Here is a 17,130-nt window from a genome sequence, read left to right as displayed (position 1 = left end):
CAAATTTAGAAAACACAAATATTATTAAAAAATCTTGTTAATAATAAATCTTGAAGAGACCTTATCTATTTGTAAATCTCCTAAAGAACCCACCATATTGGATGTACCATAGGTCAAAAACTGAACGGTTATTTTCTGCCCCGCCTTCAACCATATCGTTGCATTGGTAACCAGAAAGTAAAGATTCGCACTGGTTCCAGGATTTTTTGTACCTCTGTGGATTACATTATGGCCTGTTGCTACCCGCGATCCGTCCACAACAAGTGCTGTGAATGCATCTCCAGATGTCCCATCGAATATACCTGATCCTGCTGATGGTGTAGTAAAACCACAAGCTCCATACATATAATAAAGTCCATCTCTTGGAACAATAAATTCTCCGGTGGAAGGATTATATCCGTTAAGAGGATCATATTGTTCATTCAGCTTTAGTATCGTAAATTCATTATCATTCCAATCATTATCCGCTGTAATGGTAGCGCCATCTGAAGCATTCAGTATTCTATTGCCGGAATTTGAGTTTGAAAATGTGTCTCCCCCAGCAACTTTCAATGTGCCATTCGCATCTGCAACAATAAGCTTATCTGATCCACCGCCAACATTATTAGCTATTTCTCTTATTCTGACATTTCCGTTAGCAACATCAAAACGTTCTGCCGGAACATTTGTTCCTATACCGACAGAGATTGTACCCTGCCCTACTTCTGTAGATGCTCTCACAATAAAATCATTAGATTGTTGAGTAGGTGTGGGCATTCCTGTAGCAGGATTATCTTTACCTCCATCTATATGGAAGATACCTCTAGGATTGGGCGTATATATCCCAATTTGTGCAAAATAAAGATTTATTATGCACAGCAAAATAAATGATACATTTTTTTTCATCACTTTATGTTTTAAGTTAAATTCAAAATTATAAAGGCTAAAAACTTAATCAAAGTAATTATCATTAAAATCACTTAATCTAGAAATATACAATTAATAATTATCTTAATTTTAATTGTATAAATCACAGTTCAAGGAAATTAAATCAATTATAAAGTCTCACTTAAGTGAAAAAAAGAAAAAAGAATGGAAAAATATTGGAATATTAAAAACTGTACAGAAATTTCAAGTAGCCTAACAATAAATCACAAAAGAAAGATAAATATTAATAATATTCTCTAAACGAATTCCATGATATTTAAAAACAGGCCTAAAAATATTCTCCTATAAACAAAAAAATACCACCGATTGGTGGTATTTTAATTTATATATAAAAAAGTAATTATACTTTTTCTACTTGCATATAGCTAAGCTCCATTGGAGTTTTTCTACCGAAGATCAATACAGAAACTTCAATTTTCTTTTTGTCTTCAAGAATTTTTTCTACTGTTCCGTTGAATCCGTTGAAAGGTCCGTCAACTACTTTAACGTTCTCACCAACTATAAATGGAATTTCAACATCGCTAGCAAATTCTGAAAGCTCATCCATTCTTCCCAACATTCTGTTTACCTCAGATTTTCTCATTGGAACAGGATCTCCACCTTTCGTTAAACTTAAGAAAGAGATAACACCTGGAATGTTTTTAATAGCATGAGGGATTTCCCCCATTAGATCAGCTTCAACCATTAAGTACCCAGGATAGTAAGGTTTCTCTTTAGGAACTTTTTTTCCGTTTCTAATTTGAATAACCTTTTCCATAGGAATAACCACTTGAGTTACATACTGTTCAAACCCTAAACGCTTGATTTCTGTCTCAATATAGTTTTTTACTTTATTTTCCTGTCCGCTGATTGCTTTCAGCACATACCATTTCAATTCGCTCATTGTGGGAAAATACTTTTTTTAGTTGAACACGTTAATTAGCATTCCAATTATGTTGCTTATTGCTTTAGAAAACAACTCGTCAACTCCAAAGGTAAATAATGCCAAGATTACTGTTGCAATAGTTACTACGATCGTAGAAGACTGCAAGTCAGACCATTTTGGCCATTCAACTTTATGTCTGAATTCGATATAAGAACCTTTTAAAAAATCGATAAATGAACTCATAATTTATATTTGCACGGGCACAAGGATTCGAACCCTGATCAACGGTTTTGGAGACCGGTATCCTACCATTGGACGATGCCCGTAGATAAAAAGCTTCCGAGAGTTTCCTTTCGGAAGCTTTATTTATTTTAAGATGATTAGTCTAAGATTTCAGTAACCTGACCTGAACCAACTGTTCTACCTCCTTCTCTGATCGCAAATCTAAGACCTACGTTAAGAGCGATTGGTTGTAACAATTCTACAGTGATTTCTAAGTTATCTCCAGGCATTACCATTTCAACACCTTCTGGTAAGAAGATCTCTCCTGTAACGTCAGTAGTTCTTACATAGAACTGAGGACGATATTTGTTGTGGAATGGAGTGTGACGTCCACCTTCTTCTTTAGAAAGGATATAAACTGAAGCTTTGAATTTCTTGTGTGGCTTCACTGAATCTTTCTTAGCGATAACCATACCTCTCTTGATGTCAGTTTTTTCAATACCTCTCAACAATAGACCTACGTTATCTCCAGCTTCACCTCTATCAAGGATTTTTCTGAACATTTCAACTCCTGTAATAGTAGAAGTTAATTTTTCTTCACCCATACCGATGATATCAACAGGATCACCTGTATTGATAATACCAGCTTCGATTCTACCAGTTGCAACAGTACCTCTACCTGTAATAGAGAATACGTCTTCAATTGGCATCAAGAATGGCTTATCAGTATCTCTTGGAGGTTGCTCGATCCATACGTCTACAGCATCCATTAATTCTTCAACACTTTTGAACCACTTATCTTCTGAGTTAACAGGAGTTGCAGTAGCAGCAGTAAGTGCACCTAATGCAGAACCTTGAATAACTGGAGAGTTATCTCCGTCAAAGTCATAAGTAGACAATAAGTCTCTAAGTTCCATTTCAACAAGCTCTAACAATTCTGGATCATCCACCATGTCAACTTTGTTCATGAAAACAACGATTCTAGGTACGTTTACCTGACGACAAAGTAAGATGTGTTCTCTTGTCTGAGGCATAGGTCCGTCAGTTGCAGCACATACTACAATTGCACCATCCATCTGAGCAGCACCAGTTACCATGTTCTTTACGTAATCCGCGTGACCTGGACAGTCAACGTGAGCGTAATGTCTATTTACAGTTTCGTACTCAATGTGAGCAGTATTAATTGTGATACCTCTTTCTTTTTCTTCAGGAGCAGAGTCAATAGCAGAGAAATCTTTCTTCTCAGCAAGACCTTTGCTCGCTAGTACAGCAGAAATTGCTGCAGTAAGTGTAGTTTTACCATGGTCAACGTGACCAATAGTACCAATGTTCAAGTGTGGTTTGTTACGATTAAACGTTTCCTTTGCCATGATGTAAAATTATTTATTTATTGTTTATTCAAATTTTCGGTGTGCAAATATAATGAATTTTTAAATATCAAAACCTTTTTATTGAAAAAAAATTTAAATATTCAAATCCAAAGAATTACCAACCCTATATTTCTATGTATTGAGACTGCAAATTTACACAAATTTCTCGATTGAAAAAATCCTAATCCGCGTTTTCTTAAAATTCTAAACTATCTCGCTTATTATGAATATTTTATAGTACGTTAAAAAATCATAACGTTAAAATATTTATCGCAAAAAAACCATATTAAATACTTTCTCGTAAATAATAGAAACCTATAAAAATTAATATTATGAAAAAACTATTACACATTTGTATCATTCTTTTTACCATTACCAATTTATTTTCATGTGATGATTCCAATGATAATATGATGATTCCGGAAGAAACTGTAAAGGGACCGGACGTTATGGTATACGGAATAACAGGCATGAATGAACTCGTTGCCTTCAATTCAAATAACCCTAAAACTTTTTCTTCCAAGACTGCTGTGACCGGAATTACTTCAGGAGAAAAACTATTAAGTATAGATTTCAGACCTGCGACAGGCGAATTGTATGCCTTATCTAGCGCAAGTAAATTATACATTATCAATACGACAAATTCTTCTGCAAGAGTGGTAAGCTCCACCGCATTTTCACCAGCCATTTCAGGAACGATTGCATCCATAGACTTTAATCCTACGGTAGACCGTATTCGTTTGGTGAGTAATACCGGACAAAATTTACGTTTACACCCGGAAACAGGAGCTATTGCCGCAACAGATACTACTATTAACGGTACAGGATCTCCTTCTATCACTGGAGTTGCCTACACCAACAGTAAAGCGGGTGCTTCTTCCACGATCTTATATGATATTGATGTAACTTCAGGGAAATTATTTAAACAAGACCCTCCCAACAACGGAACATTAGTAGAAGTGGGAAGTTTGGGAACTACCTTTACAGGACAAGCCGCTTTTGATATTAAACATGACAACAGCGTAGCTTTATTAGCTTTAAATAACAATTTACACGTTGTAGATTTAAATAATGGTAAAGCAACCAATATTGGCGCTCTTCAACAACCAATTATTGACTTAGCGATTCCTACAGAAGCAGTAGCATATGCTATTGACAATTCTAATAATCTTCAAATATTTAACCCCAACAGCCCAATGCCTATTTCAAAAACAGTAGCTGGTTTACAAAGTGGAGAAAATATATTGGGAATTGATTTCCGCCCTTTAAATGGACAATTATACGCATTAGGAAGTTCAAGCAGAATCTACACTATTAATTTAGGAACAGGTGCTGCTACAGCCGTAGGAACTTCACCTTTTCCCACTTTACTTTCAGGGACAGACTTTGGATTTGATTTTAATCCATCCGTTGACAAAATACGAGTAGTGAGCAACACAGGACAAAATCTTCGTTTAGATCCTGTTACCGGAGGAATTACTGCAGTAGATACAGCTATTAATCCTGTAGGAGCTATGATAAGTGCAGCTGCTTATACTAATAATTTTGCAGGAACCACTGCCACTACCCTATTTGTTATTGATCATAATACTGATAAATTATATCAGCAAAACCCTCCTAACAATGGAACTTTAGTTGAAACAGGAGCTTTAGGAATCAATATTACGAGTGCGAATGGTTTTGATATCGGAAGCATGAGTCAGAAAGCGTATTTAATGGCTTCTGTAGGTTCAACTACAAAAATTTATTCGGTGAATACCACCACAGGAGCTGCTACTTCAGTTTCTGATTACCCCAATGCTGTAAAAGCATTTGCTGTAGGACTAGGATTTTAACATTCATATTAATTATTTCGATACTAAAAAGCGCGGAAAACAATGTTTTCCGCGCTTCTCTTACTATATATAAATGAAAGAATAATTAGATCTTAGATCTGTTCTGATTTTTTTGTTCTGTTGAATATCCAGAAAATAATCGGGAAGATCAATAAGGTTAATACCGTCGCCGTAATCAATCCACCAATAATTACGATGGCTAGAGGCTTTTGAGATTCTGAACCAATTCCTGTAGACAATGCAGCAGGCATCAATCCTATCGAAGCCATTAAAGCAGTCATCACCACGGGTCTTGTTCTGGATTTTACCCCATTAAATATGGCGTTATCCAAACTCAGCCCTTCCTTGACGTTCTGATGGAACTCTGTGATTAGAATTACTCCGTTCTGAATACAGATTCCTAAAAGCGCAATCATCCCAACGCCCGCTGATATTCCGAAATTCATTCTCGTAACGTGTAATGCAATAATTCCTCCGATCAATGCAAAAGGTACGTTGGCCAATACCAAAAGAGAATCTTTCATGTTTCCAAAAAGGATAAACAACAGGAAGAAAATCATCACAATACTTACAGGAACCACTTGCGCCAATCTGTGTGAAGCTCTTTGTTGATTTTCAAATTGACCTGTCCAACCTACAGAATATCCGTCCGGAAGCTCAACATTTGCTACTTTTTTCTGAGCATCTGCGATGGTACTTCCTAAATCTCGGTCACGAATCGAGAATTTCACCCCGATATAACGTTTGATATCGTCTCTATAAATAAATGCAGCTCCATTATCTTTAACAATAGTACTGATCTCTTTTAAAGGAATTTTTGCTCCATCCTGTGTAGGAACCATCAATGCAGCAATGTCATTTTCGTCTTTTCTGTATTCCTGAGAATAACGAAGTCTGATTGGGAATTTTCTTTCTCCATCAAACATTTCAGAAGCTGTTTTCCCTCCAAATGCCATTTCCAACACGGCTTGTGCATCTGCTGGCATTACTCCATACGCTGCCATTTTATCTCTATCCAACACCACACTTACTTCGGGCTGACCGATATTCTTAATAATTCCGGGATCTTTAACCCCATCAACATCTTTAATTTGCTTTAAAACCTCATCAGCTAATCGATCTAATGTCTGCAAATTATCTCCGTAAATTTTAATTCCATTTTCAGCTTTAAAACCTGCTACTGCTTCTGCAACGTTGTCTGAAATAGGTTGAGAATAATTAAAGGTAATCCCCTGGTAGTTTCTCAACTTTTTGTCGATTCCTTCAATCAATTGTTCATAACTGATATTTCGTTTCCATTCTTCTTTAGGTTTTAAGTTGACAGCAAACTGTACAAAACCAAATCCGTTAGGATCAGTTCCATCATTACTTCTACCTGTCTGTGCCAAAACATCTGTCACTTCAGGGAAGCTCATAATGTCTTTCTTCAAAAGATCAGCTGTTTTCAAAGATTCTTTTAATGATGAACTCATCGGCATTTCTGCAGTGATCCACAATGAACCTTCATTTAACTGCGGTAAAAATTCTGTTCCTAAAAATTTCCCTGAGAATAAAGTCACCGCCAAGAATGAAATGGCAACAATTAAACTCATTCTTTTATGCTTAAATGTAAAGCTGAAACCTTTTAAAACAATTCTGTCCCAGAAATTAACGAAAGGATTGTTCTTTTCTCTAACGTTTTTATTTAATAGAATATGAGAAAGAACAGGAACCAAGGTCAAGGTAAAGATCAACGCACCCATTAATGCAAACCCTAACGTAAAGGCTAAAGGAGAGAACATTTTACCTTCCACTTTCTGGAATGAGAAAATAGGTAATAGTGAGGTGATGATAATTAATTTTGAAAAGAAAATGGCTTTTCCTAATCCGGTTCCGGTTTGTTTGATCCATCCGGCTTTCGCTAATTTATTAAACTTTTCAGGTCCGTATTTTTTCGCTTTGTGGTCGAGCATTACAAAAATCCCTTCCACCATGACGACGGCACCATCAATGATAATTCCAAAATCAACCGCTCCCAGCGACAGTAAGTTGGCACTCATTCCCGCCAGTTTTAGACATAAAAATGCAAATAACAGGGATAATGGAATGATGATGGAAACAATTAATGTCGTTCGCCAGTCTGCCATGAAGATTAAAACGATAACCGTTACCAATACAATTCCTTCAATAAGGTTATGCATTACGGTATGAGTGGTAAAATCCATTAAGTTATCACGGTCGTAGAAAGTCACCATCTTGACATCTTTCGGAAGGATCTTTTCATTAAGCTCTTTAATTTTAGCTTTCACTCCCACCAAGACATCACGAGGGTTTTCTCCTTTCCTCATTACCACAATTCCTTCTACGGTATCTTCCTGATTATTCAATCCTGCCTGCCCTACTCTAGGCATTGAACTTTCATGAACCTCAGCTACATTTTTAACTAAAACAGGGTTTCCACTGTCATTTTGAATGGTAATATTTCCAATATCAGTAATGGATTTCACCAATCCAATTCCTCTTACCACATAGGCTTGTCCGTTTTTCTCAATAACATCTCCTCCAACATTTAAGTTACTTCGGGTAACTGCATCTAATACCTGAGACGGTGTTAGGTTATATTTATCCAATGCTCTTGGATCGATACTTAATTCAAAAACTTTATCCTGACCTCCAAAAACATTGATATCGGCAACTCCGGGCACTCCTCTCAGCGCGCGGTCTACCACCCAGTTTTGTAAGGTTAATAATTCTCTGGAATCTTTTGTTTTACTCTCCAGCGTATATCGGAAAATTTCTCCGGTTGGCCCGTAGGGTGGTTGCACTTCAGGATCTACATCATCAGGAAGGTTGATTGTTCTTAATTGGTTATTGACCTGATTTCTGGCAAAAGTATCATCCACCCCATCATCAAACAGAATTTTAACAATAGAAAGACCAAACATCGTGGTACTTCTTACACTTGTTTTCTTCTGAACCGGGCTCATCGCCAATTCTATGGGGGTTGTGACAAATCGTTCTACCTCCTCGGCACTTCGTCCATTCCATTGGGTGATGATTACAATTTGGGTATTGGTAACATCGGGGAAAGCTTCAATAGGCATGTTTTTGAAACTTATAAATCCCGCAATTGCCAAAATAGCAACCCAAATAAAGGTAAATGCTTTATTTTTAAGTGAAAAAGCAATTATATTTTTAATAAATTTATTCATAACTATATACTAAATCTGAATGTGAAAACGAAGACTAAAAAAACTAACAGGTCCTCTTGATTGATTATACGCCGGATTATTTACAAATTGGTAGTCTGCAGAAAGATTATAATATTTCATAAAACAAACATTATAATAGGCTTCCAAGGCAGTCTCTCTTCCATAAGTAAGGTTTCCATCTCCAATGATAAATCCATAGTGTCCATCTTTAAGATAATGTTGATGGTCTTTTGAAATTCCGTTGGTAACAATAGCAATTCCAATAGTATCATCCGGCCTGCGCCAAAGTTTACCATTTAAATTAATCCCTGCACTCAAACTATTATCAATTTCAGTAAAAGCCCAAGTTTCATTTTTACCATCATTCCAAGAGGTTCTTACAAAGCCTGAAATATTTTTTGAAAGCTTTTGATAAAGGTTAAGTGAAACACCATATTTTGTATTTCTCACCCCTCTTATTTCAGAAAGATCTACATTCTCCTGTATCGCTAATCTGTAAGGGGCCATTGGAGCCTGGTTTCTATAACCAAGCAGCATCACTCTTGTGAACAGATCGCCATCTTTGTAAAAATCTTTTTGAAGCTCAAACGTCAGCCCAAAATCTTTTCCCATTTTATAACTTAGATCTGCTCCATTTGCGGTGGTCGGTTCCAAGGCATAATTTGCTCTTACTGTCCAATTGTTCTTCAATGCATATTCGGCCAATAGTCCTATGGTATAGCCTCTAACATTGGCTGGATAATCCCAGGCGCCCGTATTCATCAAAGACCAATTCATAAACTGCGATCTTGGATCATGCGCGATAGGATTATTATCAAAGTAATCTGCTAAGCAATATTTTCCGACAACAAATCTCAGCTTATTATCATTCTTCAAATCAAAGCTTTTTTCTAAAGCTAATCTGGCAATATAAACTTTAGGAGTTGGCTCTCCCACTCTGAAAACTTCACCATTCGGAAATCCTGCAACTCCTGTTGCTCCGCTTAGTCCTTTTCCGCCTGCTACTTCAGGATTAAAGATGATTTGGGTATTTTTATTAAAATGATAATTAATATATAAGGTAGACGTTAAAGACGTTGCCGATTCATCATTAGGCTGTAGACTATTATCTCCTGAATAATCTGCAGAAAATTTAGGATGATATTGAGTGATAACGGTTGCCTGAAATCCCACATTCAGCTTATTCTTCAAGCTGTCCTCGGGCTTCTCTTGTGCCAACAAATATGAAAAAGCTGATGAAAAAGCTGAGCCGAATGCTAATATTTTTTTCATGCTTCCCATAATTAGTTGTTTAGCGAACGATAAATCAACAATTGATTGTTGGTAATGACTTGTTCACCCTCAAACAGGCCATCAGAAATGTATGTAACATCACCCACCTGCTTCAATACTTTCACTTCTTGTACTTTTAAATCTGCTCTTGATTTATAGATCACAACAAAACTTCTGTTATCATCAAAAATCACAGCTTTAGACGGAACCGTCAATGCCATATTATTTTCAGAGCTTGACACTTTTATGGTGGCTTTACTCTCAGGAATTAATAATCCATTGGCATTATCTAAGACCACTCTAGCCTGCATGGTATTGGTTTGAGGATCTATAATCTTGAATATTTTATCAATCTTCCCATCAAACACTTTATCCGGATACGATAGGGTAGAAACCTGTGCTCTCATTCCAAGATTAATTTTATCAATATCCGATTCATTAACGTTCATGATCGCCCAAACGTTGGAAGTATTGGCCACATCGAAAATATTGTCACTTCTGTCGCTTCTCAGCTGCATATCTTTATTGATGCTTTTCTGAACAATATATCCGTTAATAGGCGCCGTTACGCTATAAATATTTCCTTTCTTAACATTATATACGGTACTTACTGCATTGGATCTCTGCATTTGATCCTGTGCTTTCTGAAGCTGACTTTTTGCTTCCAGCACTTCTCTCTCCGTTGTTAGTTTTCCCTCGTACATTTCTTTGGCAACACGCAGATTATTCTGAGCTACTACCAAATCGGTCTTTGCATCACTTACATCTTTCTGTACTTCTGCCAACTCTGTACTTCGTATGGTGGCTAAGACCTGTCCTTTTCTCACATAATCTCCCAACTCAACATTTACGCTCATTACGTTTCCTCCTACCAAAGGAAAAACATCAATGTAGCTGTTTTTGTCAGCAGATATTTTACCGTAAAAACTATAGATATCTTCTATGTATTTTTTCTCCACTTTTGCTAAAGAAATAGATTTCAGCATCGTGTTACTCAGTTCAAAACCTTTTTTGGCTTGTGGTGCTTTCTCTTCTTCTTTTTTAGAACAAGATAATAGGAACAGGGCCACAAATACAGGGATTATATATTTTTTCATTTTTAATAGAAGATTTTAGTTTGTACTAATTGATTCAATTGTTCTGCCGACTGTATGATCTCATTTTTCATATCATAGATCTGAAGAGCCGTTTGTCTGTAGCTTTCCATGAAATCTGTGAACTCTATAAGACTTACGTTTCCGTTTCTGAAGTTTTTCAGCATTCCGTTATAAACAAGCTCCAGATTACTAAGATCAGTTGTTTTGATTTCTGCTAACTGATCATATTGTCCTTTCCAGGTTTTATATGCCGACTGAACTTTAGTCTCAAGATTTAATTTCTGATAATCTGCATTTTTCTGGTTTTGCTTAATCGCATAATTGGCTTTCTCTACATTTCCCTGATTGCTTTTCCATAAAGGAATTGGAATTCCCACCAATAAATTAACCTCATTTTTAAACGTTCCCCCATTCTGGTCCCATCCTGCTCCAACATTCAAGTCAGGAACATTTAATGATTTCTGCCATTGGGCGTACAACTTACTATTGTCTATTAATTTTATATTATATAAATAATCTGCATTATTTTCAAGCGCTTTCTTTTTCAGCTCTTCTTCCTGTCCAAAAGGTTGGGCAGCCAATATATCTTTAGCTTCAGACTCAGAAAGCTGTGGCTCGATATCATCTGTAATTCCCGTTAAAACTTTTAGATTCTGTTCGAATTCAAGAATATCTTTATTGATTCCTATCTTGTCATTATTCAACTGTATTACGATACTTTGGAGCCTCACCTCATCCTTTAGCGATACATTTCCTTTGGCCGACTGCACTTTATAAGCACTCAGCAAATCATTCATATATCCCAGCTGCTTATTTGTATTTTCCAACTTTAATTTTTCGTAGTAAAGATTGTAATAGGTGGTATGAAGTTGAGTTCTAAGCTCCACGAGAAGTTGAGAAAATTGAAGTTGGGCAAGTTCTTTATTCGATTTTGCAAAAGCAATTTCGTTTTTCTTCTTTCCCCCCATATAGATCAACTGGGTTACCTGTGCTCCTTTGGCGCTTCCAATATCAAATACTTTTCTTCCTTCGGGATTATAGGCGTTGATTTGTCCGCTAAGTTGTGGTAATTCCCAGATTTTGGCCTGCAAAATATCTGCATCAGCCATATTGATACTGTATTGTTCGGCGAGCAGCTGGAGATTGTTCGTCTGGAAAGCATTTTCGCAATCCAGAAGAGACATTTGCTGCTGTTGTGCTGTCATGAGTGAGGATATGACAACGAACAGTCCTGCAATTTTGTTCATTCTTTCAATTTTAATTATATTACACAAAGTACCAGCGGCTCGATTAAAACGAACTTAAAGGAGCCTTAAAATAAAATTAAATTTTACTTATTGAAGATAATACTAAATTTGTTAATATCATCAAGTGGTGAAGAATAAAAAATGTTTGCCCCGTGATATTCTAAAATTCTCTTTACAATACGGAGTCCAAGACCAGAACCAGAAATGTTTTGAGAGTTATTTCCTCTCATAAATGCCTCAAATAATTTAGATTGCTCTTCCTCCGGAATGGTGTTTCCTTGAGAAATTACATCCACAATAAGGTCGGAAGCAGTCTCTGTGATCAAGACATCAACCTCCATGTTATTTGAATATACGGCGGCATTTTTAAACAGATTGATGAACACTATCTCTAATAATGAATGTATTCCATTGATAACAAGACCAGCCTCGTCAGAAGTATCCTCGGATATTAGAAAATCCATTTTCAGATGAGGATAACTTTTTTCTATGGTTTCAAAGGCCCCAAATATGACCTCATCTATTCTTACTTCCTCATAAATACTTTGAATATTCTCTTTATCAAATTTTGTAAGGAGCAATAAAGAATTCGTTAGATCAGATAATTGATATACATCCTGCTGAATTCTCTTTAATGAAGCCAGTGTTTCGGGAGAATGCTGTTGAAGTTTAATTAAATTTTCGAGCTGGAAAGACATCCTTGTAATCGGTGTACGGATTTCGTGTGACGCACTTGCCGTAAAATCTTTCTGAGACTGAAATACGTCATTCAGCCTTACAATCATGGTATTAAAAGATTGTGCAAGAATGCTTATTTCGTCATCCGACTCCTGTACCGGAATCTGCGTTGTTAATTTATGAGCCGTAACTTCTGAGATCTCTTTATTTAAATCTTCCAACGGACGAAGAAACTGTCCCATAAAATAATAACTAAAAAACCAAATAAGAAGCGTACTCATTACATAAGCAGCAACAAGCAGGTATTTTAAATAACTTAATTTAGATTTCCCATTGGTATCCAGCGCGCTGGTGAGGATATAATAATCTTCACCATTGATTTTTCTCAGGGCCGCATAGATTTCAGGAACCGTTTTTTCGCTATAGATAATCTTTTTCTCATCCAACTCTTTCAGTAAAGCACTATCCCAAGTGACATTTCGGTCTTTAATAGTACTGTAGATGAGTTCTTTTTCTGCGTTAAAAATTAATATAGTCTCATTAAGAAGGATATTATCCGAATTTTCATTAAAAAAAATAGGAGCCTCCTCCTCAAAGTCTTTAGATTTTGAAATAAAGTGTGTGGTGAATTCTAGCCTCTGTCTAAATCTTTCTTTGAATTCATCTCTTCTGAAATCATTAAAAGACATATAAATAATCACCATAACAATACCAAAAAGTAATGAAAAGGCGATACTAAGATTGAGTGCTATCTTTCTTTTTAAAGACATTTATAATGAACTTAAATAATATCCGAATCCGGAACGTGTGTGGATTAATTTAACTTTAAAATCTTTATCAATTTTCTTTCTTAAAAAATTTATATACACTTCTACCGTATTGGTATTGGTATTAAAATTATGCTCCCAAACGTTTTCTGTGATCTGCTGTTTAGAAACAGTTCTTCCCTGTGCTTCTGCCAAATACACCAACAATTGGAACTCTTTTAGGGTAAGCGCAATTTCATTTCCTGCACGAAACACTTTCTGTTCGGTTTTATTGATAATTAAATCATCAATTCTAAGAATATCCTGATCTATATTTTCAGAAGGGGTCTTTCTCCTCAACAAAGAATTCATACGAAGAAGTAATTCTTCAAACTGGAAAGGCTTCACCAAATAATCATCTGCCAATCTGGTAAACGCATCTTTTTTATCTGAAAGATCTCCGTAAGCAGAAATAATAATGATCGGTGTATTTTTATCGAAAGAACGAATGGTCTGGCAAACATCCAGCCCGTTGATCTTTGGAACATTGATGTCTAGCAGATACAAATCATAGGTGTTATTTTTAATCTGACGAAGAAAAGTTTCACCATCATAAATTTTATCACATATAAAATTGTTTGATTCTAGAAACTTACAAAGCTCTGCAGAAAGGATAAGATCATCTTCCAATAAAAGGATATTCATCAAGAATTTATTTTATACGAAATTAACGAAAATTTTCGGCAAAAATATCAATTCTGTTTTATCATAATAATTTAACCTTTGTTTCAATGTGAATAATAAATTATAACAGATTTAAAAAATCACTATAATTCTTTTCTCATCTCCTTCATTCTTTCAATATAATTTTCTGCCAATAAAGGTGCTATTAATTCTTCTGAACAATAACTTCCTTTAAACATATTGTCTATATATTGCCTGAAGTCATTTAACCCTCCATTAAAATCATTAGCCGACCGGTATCCAAAACAAATCAATCCGTTTTCAGAAACATGAAGCGCAGAGCCTTCATAAGAAAAAACGATTCGCATAAAATGACAACCATAACTCACATTAAAATTAATCTGACTGTCTTTTGGTATGGTAGGTCCATCTTCCCCACAATCTATCTTTGCATCACCAAATATAACGGAACTTCCAGAAAGGTAAGAACAGCCTGAGAGTCTAACATTATCTTTTACTACAGACCGATCACCAACAATAGAATACCCTTCAACAATAGCTGTTCCGGATAATACAGCATCATCCCTAACGATAGCATTACCCATGGCTATTGCTTCATCATAGATCCAGCAGCTATTATCTATTGAAAGGTTATCCTCACTTTCTATCCACCCTCCAATATCCCCTTTTTTGATGTTAAGATCCGGATTATCTTTTTCAGCTATGATCCGGTATAATATTCTCCCTTCATATTCTCGGGTTTCATTTGATACACTATACTTTTCATTTTTCATTTTGACTTTGTATTTTTATAAAAGATATTTTTTTGTACCAAAATAAAGAAAATTTGTGATGGCATGGCTAATGTAATTTTATTCGAACCATCAAGATCCCAAATATAATAAAGTGTATTATGTTATTTTTTGATATATCCCAAACACAAAAAAGCCCTTAAATAATACTATTTAAAGGCTTCTCCTATTCTTTATCTTAATTGATAAGCAGCACCCAAATTACGTGCATCTTTCAAATTATATTTATAATCGCTAAATAATAGTTCCTCCTTTTTGTTGAAAGTCTTTCTTAACACTTGCATATCTTTCTAAATCTATAGGTTTAGAAGCACGCTCTATGATGCTGGATTTAAAACCTAAGTCTAATGCATCATTAGCTGTATAATACACACAATAATCGGCAGCTACACCGCAAACAGCAACCTCTGTAATTCCTCTTCCTTTAAGATAGTCTCCCATGCCTGTAGATTTTTTTCTCCCATTATCAAAAAAGCCACTGTAGCTATCAGTTTCTTTATCCATCCCTTTTCTAAAGATAGCCTCAATAGCATTCGTTAAAAGTTCTGGAACAAATTCTGCTCCTTTTGTTCCTTGTATGCAATGCTCCGGCCACAGCACCTGATTTAGTCCGTTTAACGATATTTCTTCAAACGCTACTTTACCTGGGTGAGAAGTAAAGAAACTTTTATGACCTCGTGGATGCCAATCTTGCGTGGCAACTACCAAATCATATTCTGACTGTAATTCGTTAATTGTTTGAACGATTTCATCACCGTGAGCAACTGCTAAAGCACCTCCTGGTAAAAAATCATACTGCACATCAATAATAATTAAAGCTTTCATAAAAATGGGTAATGTTATTAGTTTTAATGAATATCGGTACTATACCTCAATTTCTTTTTAATTCAGTTCTGTATTATATTTTATCACCTCCTTATTTCTAAGGTATTCAAGTTTTAGCTTTACAGAAATGGCTACCATAAAAATATGACAAACCCTATTTCTCCTATAAATATTCTATCTACAAAACTCTTGTAACTTGAACGTAAAATACTTTAATTGTAAATGTAAAATATTTTAATGATATACAGTGAAAATAATTCACTTTATGTTGATAATTAAATAAAAACTATACTGTTTAGAAATTTAAAAAGAAGAAGAAATATTGGGCAAAAAAAAATCCCGAAAGAAATTCGGGATTTAAATAAGAGCCAACTACGGGACTTGAACCCGTGACCTCTTCCTTACCAAGGAAGCACTCTACCGCTGAGCTAAGTCGGCCTTAAACAAAAAAATCACACTAAAGATAGAGTGATTTTTGTTGAGCGAAAGACGAGGGTCGAACTCGCGACATTCAGCTTGGAAGGCTGACGCTCTACCAACTGAGCTACTTTCGCAATTTTGTTTCCAAAACTATTGGTTAACGCTTTGCAAAGCTAAGAAAAATTCTTAAAACTTGCAAGATTTTTTTTGTAATATAAACTGTGGGAAGAGCAGGATTCGAACCTGCGAAGCCGAAGCAACTGAGTTACAGTCAGTCCCATTTAGCCACTCTGGAATCTTCCCAAATGTTTATATTAAAATGAGCCTCCAGAGGGACTCGAACCCACGACCTGCTGATTACAAATCAGCTGCTCTAGCCAACTGAGCTATGGAGGCAATTTTAATGTTATGACTGAAAGCTTTTGAGAAAATTCTACTCTAAGCTTTTCAGTAGTTAAAAAAATCATTCTTTTCAGTCTGACTTTTTGAGCGAAAGACGAGGGTCGAACTCGCGACATTCAGCTTGGAAGGCTGACGCTCTACCAACTGAGCTACTTTCGCAATTTTGTTTCCAAAATTATTGGTTAACGGTTTGCAAATCTATAAAAACTTTTCGAGACTTGCAAGACTTTTTTTTAATTTTATTTTAATATAAATTGTGGGAAGAGCAGGATTCGAACCTGCGAAGCCGAAGCAACTGAGTTACAGTCAGTCCCATTTAGCCACTCTGGAATCTTCCCAAAAGTTTATATTAACAGAGCCTCCAGAGGGACTCGAACCCACGACCTGCTGATTACAAATCAGCTGCTCTAGCCAACTGAGCTATGGAGGCATAATTAAAAAGAATTCAAAAGAACGCTGTTCCCTTTTTGCGATTGCAAAGATAGAACTGTTTTTTTGAATTCTCAAATATTTTATGACTTTTTTTTATCTTTTTTT

General features: G+C 35.7%; 13 protein-coding genes and 8 tRNA genes. 1 reads left to right on the top strand and 20 read right to left on the bottom strand.

Translation table 11 applies throughout. The features are described from left to right. Positions 1-24 precede the first annotated feature (24 nt). From AMQ68_RS15750 to tuf, 5 genes are all read right to left on the bottom strand, one after another. Complete coding sequence (locus AMQ68_RS15750) at positions 25-885, bottom strand: hypothetical protein (protein WP_054511575.1); 861 nt, start codon at positions 883-885, stop codon at positions 25-27. A 382-nt stretch (positions 886-1,267) separates the two neighbouring features. Next, on the bottom strand, positions 1,268-1,810 hold the full coding sequence (nusG, locus tag AMQ68_RS15745) for a transcription termination/antitermination protein NusG (RefSeq protein ID WP_054511574.1): 543 nt from the start codon (positions 1,808-1,810) through the stop codon (positions 1,268-1,270). Positions 1,811-1,828: 18 nt separating this feature from the next. Next, entirely contained in the window at positions 1,829-2,035 is a 207-nt protein-coding gene (gene secE, locus AMQ68_RS15740) for a preprotein translocase subunit SecE (protein WP_054511573.1), read from the bottom strand. A gap of 12 nt (positions 2,036-2,047) precedes the next feature. Continuing rightward, a tRNA-Trp gene (locus AMQ68_RS15735) sits at positions 2,048-2,118 on the bottom strand. Positions 2,119-2,172: 54 nt separating this feature from the next. Continuing rightward, a complete protein-coding gene (gene tuf, locus AMQ68_RS15730; protein ID WP_054511572.1) occupies positions 2,173-3,384 on the bottom strand; it encodes an elongation factor Tu in 1,212 nt (403 codons plus the stop codon). A gap of 332 nt (positions 3,385-3,716) precedes the next feature. Here tuf and AMQ68_RS15725 point away from each other — a divergent pair, with 332 nt between their 5' ends. Then, complete coding sequence (locus AMQ68_RS15725; protein ID WP_054511571.1) at positions 3,717-5,219, top strand: DUF4394 domain-containing protein; 1,503 nt, start codon at positions 3,717-3,719, stop codon at positions 5,217-5,219. Positions 5,220-5,311: 92 nt separating this feature from the next. On the opposite strand, the gene AMQ68_RS15720 is transcribed toward AMQ68_RS15725, so the two are convergent. The 15 genes from AMQ68_RS15720 to AMQ68_RS15650 form a co-directional block, all read right to left on the bottom strand. Then, complete coding sequence (locus AMQ68_RS15720; protein WP_054511570.1) at positions 5,312-8,410, bottom strand: efflux RND transporter permease subunit; 3,099 nt, start codon at positions 8,408-8,410, stop codon at positions 5,312-5,314. Between the two features lie 9 nt (positions 8,411-8,419). Continuing rightward, complete coding sequence (locus AMQ68_RS15715) at positions 8,420-9,682, bottom strand: carbohydrate porin (RefSeq protein WP_071254883.1); 1,263 nt, start codon at positions 9,680-9,682, stop codon at positions 8,420-8,422. Positions 9,683-9,693: 11 nt separating this feature from the next. Continuing rightward, a complete protein-coding gene (locus tag AMQ68_RS15710) occupies positions 9,694-10,779 on the bottom strand; it encodes an efflux RND transporter periplasmic adaptor subunit (RefSeq protein WP_054511568.1) in 1,086 nt (361 codons plus the stop codon). Between the two features lie 2 nt (positions 10,780-10,781). Continuing rightward, positions 10,782-12,026, bottom strand: coding sequence for a TolC family protein (locus AMQ68_RS15705; protein ID WP_082384122.1), 1,245 nt, complete (start codon positions 12,024-12,026; stop codon positions 10,782-10,784). Positions 12,027-12,109: 83 nt separating this feature from the next. Further along, positions 12,110-13,474 carry an ATP-binding protein gene (locus AMQ68_RS15700; RefSeq protein ID WP_054511567.1) on the bottom strand — a complete coding sequence of 455 codons (1,365 nt, stop codon included), beginning with the start codon at positions 13,472-13,474 and terminating at the stop codon, positions 12,110-12,112. Next, entirely contained in the window at positions 13,475-14,155 is a 681-nt protein-coding gene (locus tag AMQ68_RS15695; RefSeq protein ID WP_054511566.1) for a response regulator transcription factor, read from the bottom strand. A gap of 122 nt (positions 14,156-14,277) precedes the next feature. After that, positions 14,278-14,928 carry a hypothetical protein gene (locus AMQ68_RS15690; protein WP_054511565.1) on the bottom strand — a complete coding sequence of 217 codons (651 nt, stop codon included), beginning with the start codon at positions 14,926-14,928 and terminating at the stop codon, positions 14,278-14,280. Between the two features lie 252 nt (positions 14,929-15,180). After that, entirely contained in the window at positions 15,181-15,771 is a 591-nt protein-coding gene (pncA, locus tag AMQ68_RS15685; protein WP_054511564.1) for a bifunctional nicotinamidase/pyrazinamidase, read from the bottom strand. 366 nt (positions 15,772-16,137) lie between these two features. Next, positions 16,138-16,209, bottom strand: a tRNA-Thr gene (locus AMQ68_RS15680). Between the two features lie 43 nt (positions 16,210-16,252). Beyond that, positions 16,253-16,325: transfer RNA gene (locus AMQ68_RS15675), tRNA-Gly, on the bottom strand. An 88-nt stretch (positions 16,326-16,413) separates the two neighbouring features. Further along, a tRNA-Tyr gene (locus AMQ68_RS15670) sits at positions 16,414-16,494 on the bottom strand. Between the two features lie 19 nt (positions 16,495-16,513). Next, positions 16,514-16,587, bottom strand: a tRNA-Thr gene (locus tag AMQ68_RS15665). A gap of 92 nt (positions 16,588-16,679) precedes the next feature. Further along, positions 16,680-16,752 (bottom strand) — tRNA-Gly (locus AMQ68_RS15660). Positions 16,753-16,850: 98 nt separating this feature from the next. Beyond that, positions 16,851-16,931: transfer RNA gene (locus AMQ68_RS15655), tRNA-Tyr, on the bottom strand. Between the two features lie 18 nt (positions 16,932-16,949). Next, a tRNA-Thr gene (locus AMQ68_RS15650) sits at positions 16,950-17,023 on the bottom strand. Positions 17,024-17,130 lie beyond the last annotated feature (107 nt).

The sequence above is a fragment of the Chryseobacterium sp. ERMR1:04 genome (genome assembly GCF_001297705.1).
In the GTDB taxonomy this organism is placed as follows: domain Bacteria; phylum Bacteroidota; class Bacteroidia; order Flavobacteriales; family Weeksellaceae; genus Chryseobacterium.
Note: the sequence above shows the minus strand (reverse complement) of the source record. Positions and strands in the feature narration are given on the sequence as shown.